Origin of the sequence: Hymenobacter lucidus (assembly GCF_020447265.1) — a bacterium.
GTDB classification, from domain to species: Bacteria; Bacteroidota; Bacteroidia; order Cytophagales; family Hymenobacteraceae; genus Hymenobacter; species Hymenobacter lucidus.
In genome coordinates this window covers 1,256,155-1,280,121 of record NZ_JAJADR010000001.1, presented here as the reverse complement: position 1 = coordinate 1,280,121, position 23,967 = coordinate 1,256,155, and the positions used below count along the sequence as shown (strand labels likewise).

Sequence of the window (23,967 nt, the reverse complement as noted above, 5' to 3'; positions counted from 1 at the left end):
TGAGATACTCATCAGGATTAGCGGATGCGAACATCTGCTGCCATTCAGATAATGAAACAGCTATTCCTGCTTGACATCGTCGAACACTATCCAGCCATCTGCCAGCTGTGATAAGTGCTGCAATTGCTGAATGGTTTGTTCACCAATCAGGTCCCAACCATATTTCGCCGGTCCGTGGAGCACGATGTGCCACAATGCGTACTCCAAACCTTCCATCCAGCCTGCGCACCAAGCTTCCTCCGAGATGTCACTCATCAAGTCATGCAGTGCACGCTGCTGTTTGTTAAGATCTTTATACATCGTTAGCTATTCGATTGCACACTACAGGAACGGCTGTGCCGTGAGGGTCCCGCGCCGTATGGGCAAAGATCGGGCAAGCGTCAGTGTCACTCGGCATAGCTGAGCGACTGCAAAGGATGGTTGTCAGTTTACTGGGTTCTATACTCAGCCGAATTTCTTAAACAGCTTCGGCAGGAGCTCGGAGAGTAACTTTTCGTCATCAGACCAGCTTAAATCAAGCGTTGGTAGTGAAGGTGGCAGAGGCGCCAGTTCGTGGAAATCATCCTTACCAGTCTTTTGCTCATAGGCAGTACTAGCTACATACAGCATCGACTCCGCCTCCGCTTCTTCGGCATCATCCTGCTTGATGAGCTTAGCCAGGCCGTCAGCATCTGCTACCGCCGTTTCATATACTTTCTGACCTCGGGCAATTAACCAGGCCCGGAAGTATTCAAACCCATCATCGGAGCAGCCGCCCAGAATCAGGTAAGCGGCTGCCCAAAGTTTAGACTGGTAAGCAGCATGAAGAAGCTGCGTGAAAATCCGGTCGAATTCCAGGATTTCATCCATTGAAAGAGTAGCCAGCTTTTCAGTCAGAAGCTCCGCTTGCTCTTCTATATCTCCCCCGCTTTTTTTCTTGGCAGCCTCAATTAGTTGCCAAAACTGCTGTATTTCCATCTTACTGCAAGCAATAAATGAATACCGTTTTTTTGCCTCACACCTGAATCACGCCCACATTGTACGCCTTCTCAATCGGCGCGTGGTTCGCCATGGAAATGCCTTCGGAAATGACTTTGCGGGTTTCCAGTGGGTTGATGATGGCGTCGACCCAGAGGCGGGCTGCGGCGTAGTAGGGTGAGAGCTGCTCGTCGTAACGGGCCTTGATGCGGTCCAGCAGCTCCTTTTCGGCTTCGGGGGTAATGACTTCGCCCTTGGCTTTGAGAGAAGCCACCTGAATCTGGAGCAGCGTGTTGGCGGCGGCGGCCCCGCTCATCACGGCCAGCTGGGCCGTGGGCCAGGCCACTATCAGGCGCGGGTCGTAGGCTTTGCCGCACATGGCGTAGTTGCCGGCCCCGTAGCTGTTGCCGATAATGACCGAGAACTTGGGTACCACCGAGTTGGCCATGGCATTCACCATCTTCGCCCCGTCCTTGATGATGCCGCCGTGCTCCGACTGCGAGCCGACCATGAAGCCCGACACGTCGTGCAGAAACACCAGCGGAATCCGCTTCTGGTTGCAGTTCATGATAAAGCGCGCGGCTTTATCGGCCGAGTCGGAGTAGATAACGCCGCCCATCTGCATGGCGCCCTTCTTGGTCTTCACGATTTTGCGCTGGTTGGCCACGATGCCCACGGCCCAACCGTCGATGCGGGCCAGCCCGCAGATCAGCGTCTGGCCGTAGAGGTCCTTGTAGGGCTCAAACTCGGAGTTATCCACTAGCCGCTCGATGATGTCCATCATGTCGTAGGGCTTCACCCGATCCGACGGCAGCAAACCCAGGATTTCCTTCTCGTCCTTGGCCGGGGCCAGTGGGGCTTTGCGCGAGAAGCCGGCCGTTGCGTGGCCGCCGAGCTTGTCGAAGATATTGCGGATGTGCTCCAGGCACTCTTCGTCGGTGGCAAACTTGTAGTCCGTCACGCCCGAAATTTCGGAGTGCGTGGTAGCGCCGCCCAGCGTTTCGTTGTCGATGGTTTCGCCAATAGCCGACTTCACCAGGTAGGAGCCCGCCAGAAACACCGAGCCGGTACCGTCCACAATCATGGCCTCGTCAGACATAATCGGCAAATACGCGCCGCCAGCCACGCAGGGCCCCATAATGGCGGCCAGCTGCACAATGCCCATGCTGCTCATCACGGCGTTGTTGCGGAAGATGCGGCCGAAGTGCTCCTTATCGGGGAAGATTTCGTCCTGCATCGGCAAATACACCCCGGCTGAGTCGACGAGGTAGATGATGGGCAGCTTGTTTTCGATGCTGATTTCCTGGGCCCGCAGGTTTTTCTTGGCCGTAATCGGAAACCAAGCCCCGGCCTTCACGGTGGCGTCGTTGGCCACAATCACGCACTGCCGGCCCTGCACCCAGCCGATAACCACCACCACACCGCCGCCGGGGCAGCCGCCTTCCTCCTTGTACATTCCCTCGCCGGCAAAGGCCCCGATTTCCACCGTTTGGGAATCCTTATCAATCAAATAGTCTATCCGCTCCCGGGCCGTGAGCTTGCCCTTGGCCTTGTGGGCCTCGATGCGCTTTTCGCCGCCACCGAGCTGCATCTTTTTGAGGCGCTGGGAAAGTTGAAAATTAAGCTGCTTGCTGCTGTCTTCGTTTTTGTTGAATTCGAGGTTCATCGGGAAGTGGGTGGGGAGAGGAATGGGAAGATGGTGAAGTTGGGAGAGGTGAAGTTGTGAATTGCTGTTCTACAGCGCCATTTGCGCAGTTTGAGCCCTAATTCACAACTTCACCTCTCCCAACTTCACCGCGGGTGCGGGCAATAAAAAAATCCGCCCCTGGCGGGGCGGATTCAAAGGTAAGCAAGTAGCGCGAAGCGGCGGTGCTATGCGGCCAGCCGTTATTTAACCGTGGTTTTCACTTCGGTTTCAGTGGTGGCGCCGTCGGGCTTCACGGCCGTCGACTCCACTTCGGTTTTGGTTTTCTTTTCCTTGCCGCCGCCCCCGAATACCGAGAAGTGCACGTAGCGCTTGGGGTTGGCCTTGAGGTCTTTGAGCAGCGCGTCAGAGCTGGCGGCCGTGGCGTTCAGGTTGCGGTAGAGCAGCGTGTCGTTGATGAGCTTGCCCAACGAGCCTTTCTGATCGGTCAGGGCCTTATTCACACCGGTCATGGCGGTCTGGGCTTCGGTCATGGTGGCGTTGAGCTTGCGCATGGCCGGACCCACCGGGGCACTCTTAAGCGAGTCGCTGAGCTGGGCGAAGTTGACGGCAATCCGGTCGAACTTCTTGCTGGTCTTGTTCAGCTCATTGGTGAGCTGGGCCATGTTGGTGGTAATCTGGTTGATGTTGCGCTGGTTCATGATCAGCAGGTTTTTTAGCGCCTCGGTGCTGCCCTGGGCGTTGAGCAGCGTGGCCTGCAGGCTCACCCGCGCCTCTTTGCTCAGAAAGCTGTTCACCTTGATCAGCGTCGAATCGACGGTACCGAGCACGGGCAGGGCCTTGGCCTGGAAGGCATCCGTAATGCTGGCGACAGTGTAGGACTTCAGCTCCTCCCCACCATCGAATACTTTCGAGTTCTTGCCCAGAAACAGGGTAATGGTCTTGCTGCCCAGCAACGAGCCCGAGAGGCTGGCCACCGTAGAGTCACCGACGGTAATGCCTTTCTGCAGCTCTAGGGAAACGCGGATGCGGTTACGCTCCTCGGGCAGCAGCTCCATGTTTTTCACCTGGCCTACTTTCACACCGTTCAGAATCACGGGGTTGCCCACGGTCAGGCCGTCCACGTTGTCGTACTTGGCGTAATAGGTCCGATCGGAAGACAGCAGATTGCTGCCTTTCAGGAAGTTGAAGCCAATATATAAGGCTGCCAGGGCCACGATGCCCAGCAGGGCTACTTTAAGTTCTTTTGACACGCTGCGTCAGATCTTGAGGGTGTAGAGGGCAGAAGATAAACGGCTAACTCATGGTCTGAAGCCGGTTTATTCTCCATTCATGGCTTCCAGTTCATTCTTATAATCCCGGAAAGCCCGGTAGATACCCGAGGCCATATACGACTGCCCCGATTTATCGTTGAGATACAATTCTTCCGTGCGGTTGGTCAGGAAGCCGGCTTCAATCAGCACCGAGGGCATCGTCGATTTCCAGAGCACCAGAAAGCCCGCCTGCTTCACCCCGCGCGAGTGCCGGCCCACCGTGGTTTTAAACTGCCGATCAACTTTCTGGGCAAAGCGCAGGCTGTTCACGATGTGGGCACTCTGGTAGAGCGAAAACAGGATGTGGCTCTGGGGCGAGGTCGGGTCGAAGCCGCTGTAGCGCTCCTTGTAGTTGTCTTCCTGCAGAATTACGGCGTTTTCGCGCTTGGCCACCGACAGGTTCATGTCGGTTTTGTGCGGCCCCATCGTCCAGACCTCGGTGCCGTAGGCCGAGGGGGCGCTGGCGTTGCAGTGCACGCTGATAAAGAGGTCGGCGCCGTGCTTGTTGGCAATGCCGGCCCGGTCGGCCAACTCCACAAACACGTCGGTTTTGCGGGTGTACACCACCTTCACGTCGGGCATGTTCTCCTCAATAAGCTGGCCTACTTCCAGCACGATTTTGAGGGCCACATCGGCCTCCCTAGCTTTTACGCCGGTACAGCCACGGTCTTTCCCGCCGTGCCCGGCATCGAGCACCACGGTACGCAAACGATATTTCTGGGGCGGCAGGCCGGGAGCACCCGGCGCTACGGCCACCGATGAGCCTGAAAGAAAAATCAGACCCGATACGCAAAGAGCGACAATATTCCGCACGGAGTTCGTTAGTTGGGGCAGCTACCCGTTACCTTTGCAAACAGCCACAAAATAAACGATAAAAACCACGTGGCCCCGTCTACGCTGTCTATCCTGTCCGCAATCCGTCCTTATCTCCGCCTCTGGCAGCCTTTGCTGCTGGTGGCCGCACTATGGCTCAACAGTAGTTCCGAGGCCTGGGCCCAGCGGGTGCAGAAGCCCGGCATGCCGGCCAAAGTACCCCGTTTTGACCCTAATGGACGCCCTCTGACCGATCCACGGCCCGATACGACTCGCACTGCGCGCCTGCTGACGGCCACCGACAGCAGCGCCACCGGCGACTCGTTGCGCGTGTCGGCCCGGCCCAAAGGCGACATCGAAACGACTATTAAATATTCTGCCACCGACTCGATTCGGTTCGAAGTACAGAACAAAATAGCGCGCCTTTACAACAAGTCGTCCATCGACTACGGCGACATGGACCTGCAGGCCAACCGCATTACGGTAGACTACAGCAAAAACCTGCTGACGGCCGAAGGCGCCCAGGACACCACCGGTAAAGTGCAAGGCAAGCCCATCTTTAAGGATGGTGGGGGCACTTATACAGCGGGCCGCATCAACTATAACTTCAAAACCAAGCGCGGCAAAATTGCCGAGGCCGTCACCCAGCAGGGCGAAGGCTACGTACACGCCGAAACCATCAAGAAAAACGAGCTGAACGAAATATTCGGCCGTAATGGGCGCTACACCACCTGCAACCTCGAGCACCCGCACTTTTTCATCAATGCCACCAAGATGAAGATGATTCCGAAGGAAAAGGTGGTAACCGGACCCTTCAACCTCGTTATCGGCGACATTCCGACGCCGCTGGGCTTTCTGTTCGGCTATTTCCCCACGCCGGGCAAAAGCCGGGCCTCAGGCCTGATTATTCCTTCCTTTGGTCAGACCTCCGACCGGGGCTTCGCCTTGCGCAACGGCGGCTACTATTGGGTAGTAAACGACAACATCGGGGTACGCGTCACGGGCGACATCTATTCGGGCGTGGCCAACTCCTTCGGCGGCTTCGGCGTCACGACCGAAATGCAGTACCTGAAGCGCTACTCCTATAATGGCTTGCTGAATTTCAGCTACAGCGCCCGGCCACCGGACCTGATTCTACGCTCCAACACGGTGAATACCAACTCGGAGTACCGCAAGCCCCGCACGCCGCGCACGTTCTGGCTGAGCTGGAACCACACGCCTACGCCCCGGCCCGGCGGCGGCCGGTTCTCGGCCAGCGTGCAGGCCGGCAGCAACGACTACAACCAACAGAACAGCTTCGACCAGCGCCGCTACCTCACGCCGGCCTTCAGCTCCACGGTTAGCTACCAGAAGCAGATTCGTAACTCGCCCGTTAACTACTCCCTGCAGATGAGCCAGAGCCAGAATACGGCTACCGGCAGCATGGATTTTACCCTGCCCGACGTTACGGTAGGCGTGGCCCGGCAATACCCCTATGAGCTGCTGGGCATTGCGCCCCGAGGCCGCTTCTACGAGCAGTTTTCGGTGGCTTACACCTTCACGGGCCAGAACCGCCTGAGCAACTCCCTGCCCGCCCGCACTCTGGGCGGCGGTATTCCACTGCTGGGCGGTACCAGCGAAGCCAGCCAGCTGCCCGTTTCGCTCAACAGCCTGAAGCCGCTGTTCCGCAATTCCCAGACCGGCGTGCAGCACCAGTTCCAGATTGCGCTGGGCAGCTATACCATTCCGCTGCCGGTGCTCAAATACTTCAACGTGTCGCCGTCCATCAACTACGGTGAGGTGTGGTACAACAAGCGCCTGAACTACTCCTACAACAATGTGGCCCGCGCCATCCGCATCGATACCGTGCGGGGCTTCAACCGGGTGTACAACTGGTCGGGCGGCATCAATATGGGCACCAACATCTACGGCACAATAGTGCGCAAAGGCACCCGTAAGATTCAGGCCATCCGGCACAAGCTCACGCCCAGCTTCAACTACAGCTATTCGCCCGACTATACCCGGCGCAGCAGCCTGTACTTTTTCAATAACAACCAGCCGCTGGGCGACCTGACCAACAGCCAGGGCCAGCGCTACAACGTGTACAATGAGAATACGGGCCGCATTCTGAACCCGGTTACTTTCTCGCGCTACCAGGGCTTCCTCTACGGCACCCCCAGCGGCACCGAGACCAGCCAGATCAGTTTCTCGCTGCAGAACCAGGTGGAAATGAAGGTACGCAACAACAACGATACCACCGGCACCACCCCGTTTGAGAAAGTCAGCCTCATCGATGGCCTCGACTTCAGCACGGGCTACAACCTGGTAGCCGATTCGTTCAACCTGCAGCCGCTGTCGGCCGTGTTCCGCACCCAGGTTGCCCGTAAGCTCAACCTGAACGTCAACGCCAACTTCGTCTTCTACCAGCGCGACTCTACCGGCCGCCTGCTGAACAAGTACCTGTTTGAGCAGTCAAGACGCCGCCTGGCTCGCCTGGCCACCGCCGATTTGTCGCTCAGCTATCAGTTTAACCCGGCTCAGGGCAAGAAGAAGTCGACGGTGCCACGTAATCTGCCGCCCACCAACGACCCCACTCTGGGTACGCCCAACCGCATTAATCCGTACGAAGATTACGTCGATTTTGAGATTCCCTGGGAACTGTCCACTAGCTTCACCACGGGCTACACCGACCCCGGCCCGCTGCCGGAGCGCGGCACCCGCCTGCGGCGCCCCATTACGTCGGCCTCGGTTACGGCCAGCGGCTCGGTGAAGCTAACCAGCAACTTCCGCTTCGGCTACAATGCCAGCTACGACTTCGTGAGCAAGCAGGTGGTAGCGCCGTCCCTGGACTTCTACCGCGACCTGCATTGCTGGCAGATTACGGGCAACTGGCGGCCCTTCGGCCTCACCCGCGGCTACTTCGTGACCATTGCAGCTAAGTCGTCGTTGCTCCAGGACCTGAAGCTGAACCGCAACCGCTCTTTCCTGAACCGGTAGGCGGCAACTGGTTGTGCAGTTGCCGGCAGCTTACTTTTGTGGCTAGAAATAGCAGGCGGCAGGCCTTTGTCGTGAATGGCAGCGGGGTCAAACTTCTTCCGTGCGGCAGGCTTCCTACCTACGCCTGGGTGGCGGTGTGGGCCGGATATGGCAAAAAATCCGCAGCTTTGCCCTTATTCGTCTCACTCTGATTTAGCAGTTTCCTCTGATGTCGCAGCACAAAGAAGTTAAGCTCGTTACTACGCACCAGCTCCTGGCCATGAAACGCCGGGGCGAAAAGATTTCGATGCTGACCGCCTACGATTTCTCCATGGCCACCATCCTCGACGGAGCGGGTATTGACGTGCTGCTCGTCGGCGACTCGGCCTCCAACGTTATGGCCGGTCACGAAACGACACTGCCCATCACCCTGGACCAGATGATTTACCACGCCCAGAGTGTAGTGCGGGCCGTGAAGCGGGCTTTGGTGGTAGTCGATATGCCGTTCGGCTCGTACCAGGGCAACTCGTCGGAAGCGTTGCGCTCGGCCATCCGCATCATGAAAGAATCGGGGGCGCACTCTATTAAGCTGGAAGGCGGCGCCGAAATCAAGGAATCCATTACGCGTATTCTCACCGCCGGCATCCCCGTCATGGGCCATCTGGGCCTCACGCCGCAGAGCATCTACAAATTCGGCACCTACACGGTGCGGGCCAAGGAAGAAGCCGAAGCCCAGAAGCTGATCGAAGACGCGCAGCTGCTTCAGGATCTGGGCTGCTTTGCTTTGGTGCTGGAAAAGATTCCGTCGGCGCTGGCCAAGCAGGTAGCCGAACAGCTTACCATTCCCGTAATCGGCATCGGGGCTGGCCCCGATGTAGACGGGCAGGTGCTGGTGGTCCACGATATGCTGGGTATTACCAAGGAGTTCAAGCCGCGCTTTTTGCGCCGCTACGCCGAGCTGGCCGACCTGATGCATGACGCCGTGACCCGCTACGTAGCCGACGTAAAAGACCACAACTTCCCCAGCGCCGAAGAAGCGTACTAGAGTCATTTATCATTTGAAATTTATCATTTAACAATCCTGAATGAGCATTTTCCGCTCGGGCTTCCTGAAGCTTAGCGCATCCTTGCTCATGCTAAAATTGTGATATGATAAATGTTGAATGATACATGTTAATTGTTAACTGACACCCAGTGAATCGTCCCAATATCTGGTCGGAACAGCAGGAAATTCTGTTCGAAGACAACCACCTGCTTATTCTCAACAAGCCTGCCGGCGTACTCGTGCAGGGCGACAATACCGGAGATGAGCCGCTGTCGGTGAAAGCCGCCGAGTACCTACGCTTCAAGTACAAAAAGCCCGGCGCGGCCTTCGTGGGCGTAGCCCACCGCCTCGACCGGCCCGTGAGCGGCGTAGTGGCCCTGGCCAAAACTAGCAAGGCCCTGAGCCGCCTGAATGAGATGTTCCGCGACAATAAGGTGCATAAAACCTATTGGGCCCTGGTAGGTAAATGTCCCGAGCCCACCAGCGGCCACCTCACGCACTGGCTGGTAAAAGACCCGATTCGCAACGTTACCAAAGCGTACACCGAGCGGCACGGCCAGGGCCTGAAAGCCGACCTCGACTACCAGGTGCTGGGCCAGGCCGGCAACCGGTTTCTGGTGCAGGTAAACCCCATTACGGGCCGCCCCCACCAGATTCGGGTGCAGCTGGCTACCGGCTTGGGCACGCCCATCGTCGGCGACGTGAAGTATGGCTTCCTCAATCCGCTGCCCGACGTGAGCATTGCCCTGCACGCCCGGCAGCTGGAGTTTGAACACCCCGTTACGAAGGAAGCCATGTGCTTCCGGGCGCCGGTGCCGGAAATGGCCCACTGGGATGCCGCTCGCGCCTTTTACCCAGCCTAAATAACCCGTAATCAGATTTTTTCTGGAAGCCTCCCCAACCCTGGGGAGGCTTTTTGGTTGTTAGCAGCTGGTACAGCCTCTTGCTACCGGGCTCCTGAATAAGATTTTGGTCTTTTGGGCCCGTTTATTGAACACGGCCCCCCACCGCCGTAGTTTTGCCCTGGTAATAGGAACTTATACTATCCCGTTCTGCTTCTGCGGGCAAAGCTGCTCCGTCTGCCAACCGCGTCCTTAATTTTTCTGGCCCATGCCGATACTCATTTTCTTTGTAGCGCACTATTACCTGTCGCTCTTCACGCAGACGTTCTACCTGCACCGGTACGCAGCTCACAAGATGTTCACGATGAACAAATTTTGGGAGCGGTTCTTCTTCCTGTTTACCTACGTGTGTCAGGGCTCATCCTTCCTGTCGCCGCGGGCCTACGCGCTGCTGCACCGCATGCATCACGCCTACTCCGACACGGAAATGGACCCCCACTCCCCGCTGTTTTCGTCGAATGCCTTTTCGATGATGTGGAAAACCAAGAACATCTACAACGACGTGCTGAACCGCAACTACGCGGCCGCCGAGCGGTTTGAGGGCGACTATCCCGAATGGTCGCTCATTGAAAACCTGGGCGACAAATGGTACTCTCGCGTGGCCTGGGGCACGTTTTACGTCCTGTTCTACGTGCAGTTTGCCACCGCTTGGTGGATGTACCTGCTACTGCCTATCCACTTCCTGATGGGCCCTATCCACGGTGCCATCGTGAACTGGGGCGGCCACAAGTATGGCTACCAGAACTTCGACAACCACGACCACAGCAAAAACACGCTGGCCCTGGATTTCCTGGCGTTTGGCGAGCTGTTCCAGAACAACCACCACAAGCTGCCCATGCGCGTCAACTTCGGCGTGAAGTGGTGGGAATTCGACCCCACCTACATGTTCATCTGGACCCTGGACAAAGCCCGCATCATCAAGATCAAGCGCAAAGTTTCCACCCAGAAGATGAAGGTTGCCGCATAAAACGTGTCATTGCAAGGAGGCACGACATTCCGCGCATCAAGCGGCTTCAATCCGTCCTCTGCGCAGCAGGACCTGACCTTTTATCAGAAAGCCCTTTACTACACGTGGTAGTAAAGGGCTTTTCTATTTAGGAAGCTCGGCACATTTCAGAGGACGGATTGCTTCGCAAGCTCGCAATGACACATTTTTCACATATCCTACATGCAACCACATTAGCCCAGCACATTCCTCACATTAGCACTTGAGCACATTCTTCACATTTAGCACATTAACCCACATTATTTTCCCTTACCTTTGCACCTCATTTTCAACCAGACGCACGAGTTGCGTCGCTTAACCAACCCGGTTTATGGCAGTTAAAATCCGCCTCGCCCGTCGTGGCCGTAAAAAGGCCGCTCAATTCGACATCGTAGTAGCTGACGCCCGCGCCCCCCGCGACGGCCGTTTCATCGAGAAAATCGGTACCTACGACCCCAACACCAACCCTGCTTCCATCAACTTCGACGGCGAAAAGGCTTTCGACTGGATCATGAAAGGTGCCCAGCCAACCGATACGGTTCGTGCTATGCTCTCTTACCGTGGTGTGCTCTACCGCAAGCACCTGCAGCTGGGTGTTATCAAAGGTGCCATTTCGCAGGACGTAGCCGACGAGCGTTTCACTGCCTGGAAAGAGCAGAAAGACAGCAAAATCGAAGGCAAGCGCACCTCGCTGGGCTCGGCTAAGGACGAAGCCAAGAAGGCTGCCCTGGCTGCTGAGACCAAAGTGAAGGAAGCCCGTGCTGAAGCTATCCGCAAGAAAAACACGCCCGTAGCGGAGCCAGTAGCTGCTACTGAAGCTGCCGAAGGTGAAACGACGGAAGCTGCTGCTTCGGCCGATACCACCGAGGAAGCCGGCGCCTAAGCGTTAGTTCCAGAGGCAGGGAGTTTGGAAGCTTAGTGCTCGTTTAGAGCGCGGCTTCCAAACTCCCTGCTTTTTTGCCCTCTCTTTTTCTCTTCGATCATGACCATCGACGACTGCTATCTGTTGGGCTCCATCGGCAAAACGCACGGCCTGAAAGGCTTTGTAGTGGCTTTCATGGATGTCGAAAACCTGGATGAGTACCGCGGCCTGAAGTCGGTGTATCTGGAGCTGCCCGGCAAGCCTGGTAAGCTCGCGCCCTACGGCGTGGATAAGCTTCAGCCCCAGCCCGACAACAAGGCCCTGCTCAAGCTCACCGGCATCGACACGATAGAAGCTGCCGAGCCCCTGCGCAACGCCAAGCTCTACCGCCCGCTGACCGAGCTGCCCGAGCTGGCAGACGACCAGTTCTACTTCCACGACGTTATCGGCTACACCGTAGTCGATGAAACGCTGGGTGAACTGGGCACGGTTGAGACGTTCTACGAGATGCCGAAGCAGGATTTGATGGGCATGCGCTACCAGGGCAAGGAAATTCTGGTGCCGGTAGTCGATGAGCTGATTTCGCACGCCGACCAAGCTGAGAAAAAGCTTTACGTCAACCTGCCCGAAGGCCTCCTCGACGTGTATTTGAGCCCCACTTCCCGGGAGCGGGACGAGCCCGACGAATTCGACGGCCCGGAAACCGATTCCGAGCCAGAGGACAAGAAGTAGCCCGTCATGCGCCTCGACATCGTTACCTGCCAGCCCGAATTGCTGACCAGCCCTTTCGCCGTTTCCATCGTGAAGCGCGCCCAGGAAAAAGGACTGGCCGAAATTCACGTGCACGACTTGCGGCGCTTTGCCATCAACAAGCACGGGCAGATTGACGACTACGTTTTTGGCGGTGGCGCCGGTATGGTGCTCCGCGTGGAGCCCATTGCGGCCTGCCTCGATGAGCTGCTGGCCGAGCGTACCTACGATGCCGTCATCTACATGACACCCGACGGAGAAACGCTCCGCCAGCCCTTGGTCAACCGGCTTTCATTGGCCGGCAACCTGCTCATTCTCTGCGGCCACTACAAGGGCGTCGATGAGCGGATTCGCAAAGCCTACATTACCCACGAAATCAGCGTGGGCGACTATGTGCTGAGCGGCGGCGAGTTGGGCGCGGCCATTCTGGTCGATGCTGTGGTGCGGCTCTTGCCGGGCGTGCTCGGCAACGAGGAATCGGCCCTGAGCGACTCGTTCCAGGACAACCTGCTGGCCCCGCCCGTTTACACCCGGCCCGCGGAATGGCGGGGCGAAAAAGTACCCGACATTCTCCTCTCCGGCAACACGCCGCTGGTAGAAGTCTGGCGACATGAGCAAGCCGTGGAGCGCACACGCCAGCGCCGCCCCGACCTGCTTGAGTAGAATGTGAGAAACGTGAAAGGGTGGAAAATGTGAAAATAAATCGGCCTCACAGCCTCATTTACCACATTTATCACATTTACCATATTCCCCCACATTCCGCTCAGTTGTAATCATCAAAACAGAGCGCTATATTTGCGCCTCTTTAAGCGAAACCCCTTGGGCGGCGGCGCCGTCCTTTTTCAAGTTTTTCCAGCCATGAGCGTATTACTCGATTTTATCCAGCAGGAGTCCCAGGAGCGCCGCGCCAGCTTCCCTGTTTTCGCCGCCGGCGACACCATTAATGTTCACGTGAAGATTCGCGAGGGCAACAAGGAGCGCATTCAGCAGTTCCAGGGTGTAGTTATTCAGCGCAAAAACGCCAGCACCAACGGCGAGACCTTTACCGTGCGTAAAATCTCGAACCAAATTGGTACCGAGCGTATTTTCCCTTTGCTGTCGCCCAACATCGATAAGATCGAGCTGGTGCGTCGCGGTAAAGTACGTCGCGCCCGTTTGTTCTACCTGCGTGGCCTGTCGGGCAAAGCTGCCAAGATCAAAGAGCGTCGCGGTTAATCCCCGACTTCTCCCTAGAAGTAAAAAGCCGACTCCTTTACGGGAGCCGGCTTTTTTGCGTGTATACATTATTTGATTTGCGGCTTGGATATAAGAAAGCCGGCTCCTTTACGGGGGCCGGCTTTCTTATGCTAACCTGCGCTACTACAGCGCAAGAAGGGCCTAAGCTTCGCTGTTGTTCTGGAAGTCCTGCTCGGCGGCGGCAGCGGGGTGTTGCACTTGCTTGGCGGCGGCCAGCAGCGCTTCGCCGAGCTTTTCTACCCGGGGCTTGGTGTTGCCCTCGGCAAATACGGCGGCTTTCACCGTGTTTTCGCCCAGCCGGCCCAACAGGCGGCCAATGACATCCTTGTCGTAGGTGCCCGAGCCGAAATGGGCTTTCAGCTCCTGCAAATCGACTACTACTTGGTGCAGCTCGGGGTTATTGGCATCTTTAATATCCTGAATCCAGCGCTGCAGCACGTTGTCGAACCCGGCGTGGGAGGCTACTTCCTGCAGGTTGCCGGTGAGCATCGTCGTGGCGGCATCGAGGTGTACTTGGTTTTGAACTTCGGTCTTTTCCATGGGTGCGGGATTTTTGGGGCCGGGATAATACCCCCGGCGTGTATAGCCTAACGGCCCCGGGCCAGTTGGGTTATCAGCAACGCAGCTTTTCCGGGCCGAAAACGTACTTTCGTTGCAGATTCGCCTCTCCCCTATTCCCGTTTCATGAAAAGAATATTTACCGGCCTCGTACTAGCCGCCCTGCCCTATCTGACTTTTGCCCAGCAAGCCGCGGCCCCAGCCGGCTACTGGCAGCAGGAAGTCAACTATTCGATAGACGTCACGCTCGATGACAAACAACACGAGCTGCGCGGCACTGAGGAGTTGCAATACACGAACAACTCGTCCGACCAACTCACTTTCATCTGGTTTCACCTCTGGCCCAACGCCTACAAGGACAACAGCACCGCCTTTGCCAAACAGCAGCTGCGCAACGGCAGCCGCAAGTTCCAGTTTGCTAAAGCGGCCCAGCGCGGCTACATCGACCAACTCGATTTCAAGGTAAACGGCCAGAGTGCCCAGCTGGCCTATGACCCCGCTAATCCGGACATGGCCCAGCTGATACTGCCCCAGCCGCTGGCCCCGGGTGCCAAGGCCACCATTTCCACGCCTTTCCACGTCAAGATTCCGGATTCCTTTTCTCGCTTCGGCCACGTCGAGCAGTCGTACCAGATTACGCAGTGGTACCCCAAGCCAGCCGTGTACGACCACAAAGGCTGGCACCAGATGCCCTACCTCGACCAGGGCGAGTTCTATTCCGAGTTCGGTACGTTTGATGTGCGCATTACCCTGCCCGCCAACTACACCGTGGGTGCTACCGGCGTGCTACAAAACCCCGACGAACAGCTGCGCATGGACCAGCTGGCTGCCGCTACGGCCCTAAAGAAAACCCAGGCTGACTTTGGTACCGACCTAGCTTTTCCGGCTTCTTCGGCCGAAACCAAAACCCTGCGCTACGTGCAGGACCGTGTACACGACTTCGCCTGGTTTGCCGACAAGCGCTTCAACGTACTGAAAAGCGGTGTTACGCTGCCCTCAGGCCGCGCCGTCACCTCGTGGGTACTCTTCACCAATACTGACGCCGAAAAGTGGATGAAGGGCCTCCAGGATGTGAATACCGCCTTGACTTACTATTCACAGTGGGTGGGCGAATACCCTTACTCTGCCGCTACCGCCGTGGATGGCGCCCTCAGTGCCGGGGCCGGCATGGAATACCCGATGGTCACCGTCACGATGCCGGCGGCCATTCTGCACGAGGTGGGCCACAACTGGTTTTACGGCATTCTGGGCTCCAATGAGCGTGACTACGCCTGGATGGATGAAGGTGTAAACTCCTACATTGAAACCCGCGTGACGGAGCGCGAGGACGCGCAGGCCGGGCAATTTAGCATGCTGCTTAAGTCCGGTAAGATTGCCGGCAAGCTGGGCCTCGACGGCCTGACTTCTTCGGCCATGAACCAGGTACCCTACCAGGTGCAGGCCAGCCGCGCCCTCGACCAGCCCGTGAGCGGCCCCCGCGCCGATACCTACGGCAAGCTCAATTACGGCATCGTCGTGTACATGCGCACCGCGTCGCTGCTGAAGTATTTGGCGGGCTACCTGGGCCAGGATAAGTTCGACAAGGCTATGCATGCTTACTACGACCAGTGGCAGTTTCGGCACCCGTACCCGGAAGACATGCAGGCCGTTTTCGAAGCATCTACCGGCCAGCCGCTCGACTGGTTTTTCAAGGATATGCTCACCAACACCCACCACTACGACGCGGCCCTGTCGGATATCCAGATAACCGACTCGCAGGTGAAAGTGCTGGTGCGTAATGATTCACCGGCGCCGTTTGCCGTGCCCGTCAGCACGCTCGATGCCCAGGGCAAAGTACTGGAAACCCAGTGGACCACCCTCATCGGCACCGAAGACGAGCAGGATGAAGCACAGCTCAACTTCCGCCGGGAGGGTGTGGCGGCCGTGGTAGTGGATGCCGACTACGTGACGCCCCAGCTCAACCGCCGCGACGACCGGATGAAGCTGACCGGCTCCCTGCGCCGCTTCGAGCCCATCAGCATCAAGCCCCTGCTCAGCGTAGAGCGTTGGGACCGGGCTACGCTGAACTGGTTTCCGGTTATTGGGGCCAACACTTCCGACAAGTTTATGCTAGGCGCGGCTTTCTACAACAGCCCGGTGGTGAACAAGAACCTAAACTTCCTGCTGATGCCGATGTACAGCTTCAGCCGCAATGAGCTCAACGGTATTGCCAACGTGAACGTGAGCGTACTGCCCAATTCGACGGTACGCCAGATTGTGACGGGCCTCACAGTGCAGCGCTTCGAGCGGTATCTGAAAGTGGAGCCTAGCATCACCCTCACCCTGCCCGGCTCGGCCTACGACCGGCCCCAGCACACCTTCCGCGTGGCCAATACGGCCGTCAAAGACCAGGACCGGGGCAATGAAACGACCAGCATCCAGACCGGGGAATACACTGTGGCCGGCGGCAATGCCCTCCAGAAGTGGGGTGCCCACGTAGAGCTCAATCAGCTGACCTCGACCATTTCCCAGGAAACCAACTCGACCAACGCCCTGCTGCTCCGCGCCGAGGCAACCTACCAGCGGTATTACTCGCCCAAAAAGCGGGTTTCAGTGCGCCTCTTTGGGGGCCGTTTCCTCGACAGCTCCTCCGACTTTTACCTGGGCCTGAGCGGCAGCCCCGACTACCGCCGGCAAACTGCCTTCCTCGACCGGCAGATGATTTCGCACACCTTCACGGCGCAGGAGCACCAGACCGATAACCGGGACGGCGCGTTCAAAGCTTTCCTGCCAGTGACCAGCCAGAAGTGGCTCAGCACGCTCAACCTGCAGGCCGACCTGCCCGTGACGCGTCTGGCGGTATTTGCCGACCTGGGTGCTACCGACGAGCAGTTTCAGTTGCATAGCGGCTCCAGCGCGCGGCGCGTGTTCTACGACGCGGGTTTGGTAGTGCCTGTGATACCCGATATATTTCAGCTGTACCTGCCGGTTGTTGGTTCGCAGTACCAGAACGGCCTGCCCGACAACCGCAAAGACTTCACCGACCGGATCCGCTTCGTGCTGCACCTGGAACAGCTGAATCCGTTCCGGCAGATCAACCAGCTCTTGGCGCAATAACCACCAGCTTATGCGGCTTACTGTTGCTATACTAGCCCTAAGCGTGGTCAGCGTGGGTATAGTCAGTTGCCAGACTGACTATACCCAACTGCCCACTTTTTCGGCGGAACGCAAGTTGCTGCAGGTAGTAGTGGAAGTGCCGGCGGGTACCAACCATGCCCAGCGCTATGATGTGGCGCACAAAAGCTTTGTACCGGTGCGGCGCGCCGGCCTCGACCATATTGTGGAATTTCTGCCCTGCCCCGGCAATCAGGGCTTCGTAGCGGGTACGCGCCTGGCAAGTACTGGCGCGCCCCTACAGGCGCTTATCCTGGCCGAAACCCAGCCCCAGGGCACCGTGGTAGAGGTGCTTCCCATCGGGCTGCTTACCCTCGACGACAACGGGGTGCTGGAACAGGTTGTAGTAGCAGTGCCAGCCCGGCCCAGCCAACAGATTCTGCCGGGCGTTACGTCCTGGAAGGCGCTGCTTAAGCAATATCCCAGTGCCCGCGACATGGTGGAGCAGTGGTTTCTGCACCAGGGGCGGCTGGGGGAAATCCGGCTGGTAGGCTGGAAAGATGAAAAGGCCGCCGACCAGCAGGTACATCTGGCCATGAAATAAATTTCAGCATTGAATGCATAAAAAAAGCCCCGTCGATTGCTCGACGGGGCTTTTTTATGGAGTAAGACGAACTACTCAATCTTGTTCATACGCTCCTTCACGGCCTCCAGCGCAACGCGCATGTTGACAATGTCGGCGCGGGCAGCTTCCTGCTCTTTCAGGTTCGAGTCAATCAGGTTGTTGTACTGGAGCAATTCAGCGGCGTTCTGAGCCAGCTGCTGCTGAATTTCCTGCTTCTTCAGCTTGTTCTTCTCGATGTCCTTCTTGATGGCGTCAGCTTTGTTGATAACGGCCATGTGGTTGTTCTGCGACGAAACCAGCGCTTTTTCAGCTTCCGAAACCTGGATGGCCAAGTCTTCACGGTAGAGCATACGGGCGAAATCCTTCAGGTATTTCTCCGACGATTTCCACTGCACGGGAGTTGCATCTTTGCTCAGGTAAGCATTGCCCAAGTCAATCGACCACCATACGGTCGTGCCGGTTGGAGTAGCATCTACTTTGCTGATTACCCGGATTGGCGTTTTGGAGATGTCTTCGATTACAACACCGTCCATGGTGTAAACACCTTTGTCCGATTTGAACTTGCTGCCGAACTTTTCGCTCAGTGATTTCTGCCACGAGTCGTCGACGCGCTTGCTGTCAAGCTGGATGGTAACACGCTGACCTTTACGGGGAATACCCTTAATGGCCATATCTGTTTCATCTACGGGCGATTTCTGCGCGTAGCCAGTCACCGATAGCAAAAGCATCAGGAGCAGAGAGAGGAGTACGCCTGGTTTCATAGTGAAATGAAGTAGTGGGGAAAAAGAAGTTACAAAAGGTGAGGTTGGCTCCGGCGACAGGAATCCAACTCACCAAATTTAACCAGACTCGAGTGATGTTGACTCACCCGAACTTGATTTTTTTTGACAAATATTAATTTTATTGGATACACCCTATTGTTTATTGCCATAATTCAAAACCTATGTAAATAAATCCAGAATAAGATAAGCTATATATTGCCTCAGAATACGTGTAATATATTTGGAAATCAAAACAAAAGCCCCTATTACCAGTTCCTAAATCCTATGAATATAACTGTATGCCGGACCGAGCATTTCAACGCTGCTCACCGCCTGCACAACCCTGCCTGGAGCGAAGAGCACAACGAGCAGGTATTTGGCAAGTGCAATAACCCTCACTATCACGGACATAACTACGAGCTAACGGTGCGTCTGACGGGCGCTATCGACCCGGATACGGGTTACGTATATGACCTCAAACGCCTGAGCAACCTCATCAAGCGCGAGATTCTAGATACCTTTGATCATCGGAACCTGAATCTTGATACCGACGATTTTCGCACCCTCAACCCTACGGCCGAGAATATCGCCGTCGTCATCTGGAACCGGCTGCGTACTCACGTCGAGCCGCACCTCGCCCTGTCGGTCACGCTGTATGAAACGGACCGCAACTTTGTTGAATATCATGGATAATTACGTGTCGGCGGCCGCAGCCGCGCACAACTCCGGTCCCGCCGACGCCCACCTCGCGCCGGACCTGCGTACTCCACTTCGCCCGGATGCCTTTGCCTTATCGGACGAAGAAAAAATTGCTGGCATTGCCGAGCATTTTCACGAAATCATGCAGTTGCTGGGCCTCGACCTCACCGATGACAGCCTGAAGGGCACCCCTCGGCGCGTGGCTAAAATGTACGTGCACGAGTGGTTCCGGGGCCTCGACCCCAAGCACCGGCCCGATGTGAAGCTGTTTGAGAACCGTTATGGTTACCATCAGTTGCTGGTAGAAAAGGACATTACCGTGTTTTCGTGCTGCGAGCATCACTTCGTGCCCATTATGGGCAAAGCGCACGTGGCGTACCTGCCGGGCGAGCATGTGGTAGGCCTTTCGAAGCTCAACCGGGTGGTACAATACTACGCCCGCCGGCCCCAGGTGCAGGAGCGCCTCACCCGCCAGATTGCCGAGGAGCTGAAACACTCCCTGCGCACCGAAAACGTGGCCGTCCTCATCGAAGCCGACCACCTGTGCGTGATGAGCCGGGGCGTAAATGACACGGGCAGCAGCACGCTGACGGCCGAATACGGCGGAGCTTTCAAGGATGACCAGGCACTGCGGGCCGAATTTTTGCGCCTGATCGGGAAATGAAAAAGGGTAGCCGTACGCTATTAGGTAGTAGCTTGCGGCCTGTTTTTTATCTACTTCGCTCAAACACCAACTGGTGGCAGCTCCCTGCCGACAGCCTCCCTGAACATGTCCCGAAAAGTTCTCATTACCGGTGGTACCGGCCTGATTGGCACCCGTCTGGCCGATATGCTCATTGATGCGGGCTACGAAGTGGCTATCCTAAGCCGGCAGCCCAGCCAGAGCCGCTACCGCAGCTTCCGCTGGGACCCCAGCGCGGGTACCATCGATGAGGCTGCTGTGCCCTACGCCGACTACATCATTAACCTGGCGGGCTCCAGCGTATCGGATGGCAAGTGGACCAATGAGCGCAAGCGCGACATTCTGACCAGCCGCCTGCAGGGTACCAGCCTCATAGCCCGGGAGCTGGCCAAGAGCAACCAGCACGTACGCACGTTTCTGTCGGCCTCGGCCATTGGCATCTACGGCGACAGTGGCGACCAGCTCGTAACGGAGGAAACCCCGCCGGCCTCGCCCGACGACTTTCTAGTGGCCGTGTCGCAGCAGTGGGAAAAAGCCGGGCAGCAGGTGCAGGAACTGGGCATCCGGACGGTACTGATGCGGATTGGCATTGTGCTGAGCACCGAGGGCGGCGCCCTGGTGCCGCTGGCCCGCACCGTAAAAATGATGGCCGGCGCGCCCTTGGGCTCGGGTCGGCAGTTTATGTCCTGGATTCACCTCGACGACTTGTGCCGCCTCTTTATTCAGGTGCTGGAAGACGCCCGCTGGCAGGGTACCTACAACGCAGTGGCACCCAACCCGGTGACGAACCAGGAATTTACGGAGACGCTGGCCGAGGTGATGCACCGCCCGCTGGTGCTACCCAAAGTACCAGCCTTCGGCCTGAAGCTGATGATGGGCGAGATGAGCGAAATCGTGCTGGGCTCCCAGCGCGTAAGTGCCGAAAAAGTGCTGAAGCAGGGTTTCACGTTCGAGTATCCGCAACTGAAAGGGGCGCTGGAGTCTTTTTACAGCGAAGAGTAAGCTCTTTTGCTTCTGTTGAGCCTTTGCCTGTGCTATGTCGTACGATTGCACCATCACCCGGTACTCGCCCGATTTTGCTACCCCAATACCGATTAAGCCAGAAGAATGGCAACGCGTAGTACAACGCCATGCTGCTCTTCGTTTTGCCTCGTCGTTGCGGCCCGAGGATACAATTGAGTTGCTTACGACAGCGCCACCAGCGGCTGAACCGAAACCCGTAACGGGCATTTCCAGGATTTCTGAGAAGCTAAGTCGCATTTTTAGAAAGCAGCATGGCACCGCACACCCACAGTCAAGCTCTTCGACAGAGTATTGGCTAGCGGTACTAAGCTTGTCGGCAAGTGAGGCTTACTTTCCAGTGGTGGCCTTTCAGCGGGACGGCGTGCTGGATCTGCTGCTGGAAATAGCCAGCGAGCTGCAGGCTTGTATTATCGGACAGGATGGAGAAGTGTACTTCGTGCCCGGAATCGGCTTGGTATGGGATGAGATTTCGATGGAAGGCACCTTATTCAACAGCATCGAAGAATTGCAGCAGTTCCGGCAAAAGCACGGCAGCACTTACGAAAAAGCAGCTAAACAGCTACTGATCCAACGCGGCTGGTAGCTTCAGCCTAGCCTGCTACAGGCTATCTGGCACGGGCACAACTCCGCTGTTAAGCTGCTCCAGCAGGTTATCCGTGGCAATGGTATCCACGGGCTCGGCCCGACGGCGGCGCGGCTCCGATTCGGATACGCAGATGTACTTTTTGGTGATTTTGGAAGTCGGCTTCGGGAACGGGCCCATGGTGATATCGAGGTCCTCATCCTGGTAGAGTTTCTCCATATAGGTACCGAAGATGGGCAGCGCCATACGGCCTCCTTCGCCCTGCTGCGAGCCGTAGAAGTGGATACTACGGTCTTCGCCGCCGACCCACACGCCCGTTACGAGGTCTTTGGTGACACCCATGTACCAGCCATCGGAGTAGTTGGATGTAGTGCCGGTTTTGCCGCCAATCTGATTGTCTTTTTTCCAGAGCTCATACTCCCACAGGGCCTGCGAGGTTCCGCCCGGCTCGTCCATACCGCCGCGCAGCATGTAGAGCATCAGCCAGGCCGTTTCGGAGGGAATGGCGCGCTTCTGCTTGGGGTCAAACTGCTTGATGACGTTGCCGTTGCGGTCTTCGATGCGGGTAATAAACTGCGGCTCGCTCTGGAAACCGTTGTTGACGAAAGTACTGTAGGCATCTACCATTTCGTACACACTCACATCACCGCCCGAGCCCAGACCGATGCTGGGCACTGGCAGTAAGGGGCTGGTAATACCGACTTTGTGAGCGTATTTTGCCACATTGTCCCAGCCTACTTTCTCGGTCAGCTGGGCCGTTACAGAGTTGACGGAGCGGGCCATAGCGTGGCGCAGCGTCATGTTGATGCCGGTGTATTCGCGGGTCACGTTGTCGGGCTTCCACTCCATGTCCTTGCCATTTTCGACGTAGTTGATGGTCACGCGCTGGTCCCGGATCCGGTCACAGGGCGTGTAGCCGTTGTCGAGGGCGGTGAGGTACACGAAGGGCTTGAACGTGGAGCCAGCCTGGCGGCGACCCTGCTTCACGTGGTCGTACTTGAAGAAGCGGAAGTTGATGCCACCCACCCAGGCCTTGACGTGGCCCGTGAAGGGGTCCATCGTCATCATGCCCGCATGTAGGAAGTGCTTGTAGTACGCCAGCGAATCGAGGGGAGAAAGCACCAGCGTGGTGTCGCCGTCGCCTTTCCAGGTGAATACCTTCATCGGGCGCTTGGCGTGCAGGGCCGAGTCGAGGCGGGCGGGCTGGCCTTGGTAACGAGCGGCCAGGGCTTTGTACTGGTCGGTGCGCTTCATCTGGGTTTCAATGAAGTCGGGAATTTCCTTGCCCTCGTCGTCAACCCAGGGGTTGCCGCCGCGGTTTTTCCAGAACCGGTCGAACTGCTGCTGGAGCGTTTTCATGCGCTTCTGCACCGCATCCTCGGCGTGGGCCTGCATCCTGGAATCGATGCTGGTGTAGATTTTCAGCCCGTCGCGGTACATGTCGTAGCCGTTGGCTTCACACCACTTGTTGACGAACTGGCTGACGGCACCCCGGAAATACGTGTCGGGGCCGTCGATGTGCTTCTCGACGCGGTACTGGAGCACGATGGGCCGCTGTTGAATTGAGTCGGCGGCTTTGGCCGTCAGCACGTTGGCCTGGCCCATCCGCGCTAGTACTAGGTTACGGCGCTTGAGGGCTGTTTCGGGGTGGAAGCGGGGGTTGAAGGCCGTCGGATTGTTGAGCATACCCACCAGCATGGCAGCCTGCTCGGCGTTGAGGCTGTCGGGCGAGGTATTGAAGAAGGTTTTGGCCGCCACCTTGATACCGAAAGCCTGGGAGCCGTATTCAACGGTGTTGAGGTACATCCGCAGAATTTCCTCCTTGGTGTAGCGCTTTTCCAGCTCCACGGCGGTGAGCCACTCCTTGGTTTTGCTGATAAGGGTGCTGACGATGGGAATGTAGCCCAGCAGGCCCCGGTCGCCGCGCCGGATTTTGTAGAGGTTTTTGGCCAGCTGCTGGGTAATGGTCGAGCCGCCGCCGTTGCGCCCGCGCCCGGCCACGGCCCGCGCCAGGGCCGTCAGGTCGATGCCGGAATGCTCGTAGAAGCGGATGTCTTCGGTGGCAATAAGGGCTTTGACGAGCAGGGGCGAAATCTTGTTGAACGGAACCGGGGAACGGTTTTCGCGGAAGTATTTGCCCAGCAGCACCCCATCGGCGGTGTAGAGCTCGGAAGCCTGCTCCACCTTGGGGCTTTCCATTTCCTCCAGGCTCGGCGACTTGCCAAACAGGAACAGAAAGTTGCTTTTCACCAGAATCGGGTAGAGCAGGAAAACGCCGACGCCAATTACGAAAAGCCCCCAGACGGTACGCGCCACGATGTTGGGCCAGCGGCGCGGAGGGCGGGAAGCAGCGGTAGTTTTCGGTTGTTCGGAAGCGGACATTCGGGACGGATAGAGGCAGAAGGAGCCTGAGCTCCCGGCAACTGAAGTGCAAATATACCAGTTAGGCGCGGCCCCGTATACGTTGAGCTGGCCGCCGC

Annotated in this window: 22 protein-coding genes; 14 read left to right on the top strand and 8 right to left on the bottom strand. The window is 57.3% G+C overall.

Going from position 1 to position 23,967, the window contains the following annotated elements:
• Nucleotides 1-60: 60 nt before the first annotated feature.
• The 5 genes from LGH74_RS05495 to LGH74_RS05475 form a co-directional block, all read right to left on the bottom strand.
• A complete protein-coding gene (locus LGH74_RS05495) occupies nt 61-300 on the bottom strand; it encodes a hypothetical protein (RefSeq protein WP_226173194.1) in 240 nt (79 codons plus the stop codon).
• Between the two features lie 144 nt (nt 301-444).
• Nucleotides 445-957, bottom strand: coding sequence for a DUF4240 domain-containing protein (locus LGH74_RS05490; RefSeq protein WP_226173192.1), 513 nt, complete (start codon nt 955-957; stop codon nt 445-447).
• 37 nt (nt 958-994) lie between these two features.
• On the bottom strand, nt 995-2,623 hold the full coding sequence (locus LGH74_RS05485; RefSeq protein ID WP_226173190.1) for an acyl-CoA carboxylase subunit beta: 1,629 nt from the start codon (nt 2,621-2,623) through the stop codon (nt 995-997).
• Between the two features lie 221 nt (nt 2,624-2,844).
• Complete coding sequence (locus LGH74_RS05480) at nt 2,845-3,855, bottom strand: MlaD family protein (RefSeq protein ID WP_226173188.1); 1,011 nt, start codon at nt 3,853-3,855, stop codon at nt 2,845-2,847.
• Nucleotides 3,856-3,921: 66 nt separating this feature from the next.
• A complete protein-coding gene (locus tag LGH74_RS05475) occupies nt 3,922-4,728 on the bottom strand; it encodes an N-acetylmuramoyl-L-alanine amidase family protein (protein ID WP_226173176.1) in 807 nt (268 codons plus the stop codon).
• A gap of 141 nt (nt 4,729-4,869) precedes the next feature.
• Between LGH74_RS05475 and LGH74_RS05470 the strand changes: the two genes are divergently transcribed.
• The 8 genes from LGH74_RS05470 (at nt 4,870) to rplS (ending at nt 13,442) form a co-directional block, all read left to right on the top strand.
• Nucleotides 4,870-7,704, top strand: a complete 2,835-nt coding sequence (locus LGH74_RS05470) for a putative LPS assembly protein LptD (protein WP_226173174.1) — start codon at nt 4,870-4,872, stop codon at nt 7,702-7,704.
• A gap of 208 nt (nt 7,705-7,912) precedes the next feature.
• Nucleotides 7,913-8,728 carry a 3-methyl-2-oxobutanoate hydroxymethyltransferase gene (gene panB / locus LGH74_RS05465; protein WP_226173171.1) on the top strand — a complete coding sequence of 272 codons (816 nt, stop codon included), beginning with the start codon at nt 7,913-7,915 and terminating at the stop codon, nt 8,726-8,728.
• A 149-nt stretch (nt 8,729-8,877) separates the two neighbouring features.
• The gene (locus LGH74_RS05460; protein ID WP_226173169.1) at nt 8,878-9,591 is read left to right on the top strand and encodes an RluA family pseudouridine synthase; all 714 of its coding nucleotides are present in this window, start codon (nt 8,878-8,880) and stop codon (nt 9,589-9,591) included.
• Between the two features lie 247 nt (nt 9,592-9,838).
• The gene (locus LGH74_RS05455) at nt 9,839-10,597 is read left to right on the top strand and encodes an acyl-CoA desaturase (protein WP_226173167.1); all 759 of its coding nucleotides are present in this window, start codon (nt 9,839-9,841) and stop codon (nt 10,595-10,597) included.
• Nucleotides 10,598-10,946: 349 nt separating this feature from the next.
• Entirely contained in the window at nt 10,947-11,498 is a 552-nt protein-coding gene (locus LGH74_RS05450; RefSeq protein ID WP_226173165.1) for a 30S ribosomal protein S16, read from the top strand.
• Between the two features lie 99 nt (nt 11,499-11,597).
• Nucleotides 11,598-12,209, top strand: coding sequence for a ribosome maturation factor RimM (gene rimM / locus LGH74_RS05445; RefSeq protein WP_226173163.1), 612 nt, complete (start codon nt 11,598-11,600; stop codon nt 12,207-12,209).
• Between the two features lie 6 nt (nt 12,210-12,215).
• Nucleotides 12,216-12,890 carry a tRNA (guanosine(37)-N1)-methyltransferase TrmD gene (gene trmD, locus LGH74_RS05440; protein WP_226173161.1) on the top strand — a complete coding sequence of 225 codons (675 nt, stop codon included), beginning with the start codon at nt 12,216-12,218 and terminating at the stop codon, nt 12,888-12,890.
• Between the two features lie 195 nt (nt 12,891-13,085).
• Nucleotides 13,086-13,442: a 50S ribosomal protein L19 gene (gene rplS, locus LGH74_RS05435; RefSeq protein ID WP_226173159.1), complete on the top strand. Its 357-nt coding sequence runs from the start codon at nt 13,086-13,088 to the stop codon at nt 13,440-13,442.
• 162 nt (nt 13,443-13,604) lie between these two features.
• On the opposite strand, the gene LGH74_RS05430 is transcribed toward rplS, so the two are convergent.
• The gene (locus LGH74_RS05430) at nt 13,605-14,003 is read right to left on the bottom strand and encodes a hypothetical protein (RefSeq protein ID WP_226173157.1); all 399 of its coding nucleotides are present in this window, start codon (nt 14,001-14,003) and stop codon (nt 13,605-13,607) included.
• A 144-nt stretch (nt 14,004-14,147) separates the two neighbouring features.
• Between LGH74_RS05430 and LGH74_RS05425 the strand changes: the two genes are divergently transcribed.
• Both LGH74_RS05425 and LGH74_RS05420 read left to right on the top strand, forming a co-directional pair.
• Nucleotides 14,148-17,117, top strand: a complete 2,970-nt coding sequence (locus tag LGH74_RS05425; protein ID WP_226173155.1) for a M1 family metallopeptidase — start codon at nt 14,148-14,150, stop codon at nt 17,115-17,117.
• A gap of 10 nt (nt 17,118-17,127) precedes the next feature.
• Nucleotides 17,128-17,718, top strand: coding sequence for an inorganic diphosphatase (locus LGH74_RS05420; RefSeq protein WP_226173152.1), 591 nt, complete (start codon nt 17,128-17,130; stop codon nt 17,716-17,718).
• Between the two features lie 71 nt (nt 17,719-17,789).
• Here LGH74_RS05420 and LGH74_RS05415 read toward each other — a convergent pair whose 3' ends face one another.
• Nucleotides 17,790-18,467: a DNA repair ATPase gene (locus LGH74_RS05415; RefSeq protein ID WP_226173149.1), complete on the bottom strand. Its 678-nt coding sequence runs from the start codon at nt 18,465-18,467 to the stop codon at nt 17,790-17,792.
• A 318-nt stretch (nt 18,468-18,785) separates the two neighbouring features.
• On the opposite strand from LGH74_RS05415, the gene LGH74_RS05410 reads away from it, so the two are divergent.
• From LGH74_RS05410 to LGH74_RS05395, 4 genes are all read left to right on the top strand, one after another.
• The gene (locus LGH74_RS05410; protein WP_226173146.1) at nt 18,786-19,193 is read left to right on the top strand and encodes a 6-pyruvoyl trahydropterin synthase family protein; all 408 of its coding nucleotides are present in this window, start codon (nt 18,786-18,788) and stop codon (nt 19,191-19,193) included.
• Nucleotides 19,186-19,863 carry a GTP cyclohydrolase I FolE gene (gene folE / locus LGH74_RS05405; protein ID WP_226173143.1) on the top strand — a complete coding sequence of 226 codons (678 nt, stop codon included), beginning with the start codon at nt 19,186-19,188 and terminating at the stop codon, nt 19,861-19,863. Before LGH74_RS05410 ends, folE begins: the two co-directional genes overlap by 8 nt.
• Nucleotides 19,864-19,968: 105 nt before the next feature.
• Nucleotides 19,969-20,883, top strand: a complete 915-nt coding sequence (locus LGH74_RS05400; protein WP_226173140.1) for a TIGR01777 family oxidoreductase — start codon at nt 19,969-19,971, stop codon at nt 20,881-20,883.
• Between the two features lie 34 nt (nt 20,884-20,917).
• On the top strand, nt 20,918-21,487 hold the full coding sequence (locus tag LGH74_RS05395; RefSeq protein ID WP_226173137.1) for a hypothetical protein: 570 nt from the start codon (nt 20,918-20,920) through the stop codon (nt 21,485-21,487).
• Between the two features lie 15 nt (nt 21,488-21,502).
• Here the strand turns inward: LGH74_RS05395 and LGH74_RS05390 are convergent, their stop codons facing one another.
• Entirely contained in the window at nt 21,503-23,869 is a 2,367-nt protein-coding gene (locus tag LGH74_RS05390) for a transglycosylase domain-containing protein (RefSeq protein WP_226173134.1), read from the bottom strand.
• Nucleotides 23,870-23,967 lie beyond the last annotated feature (98 nt).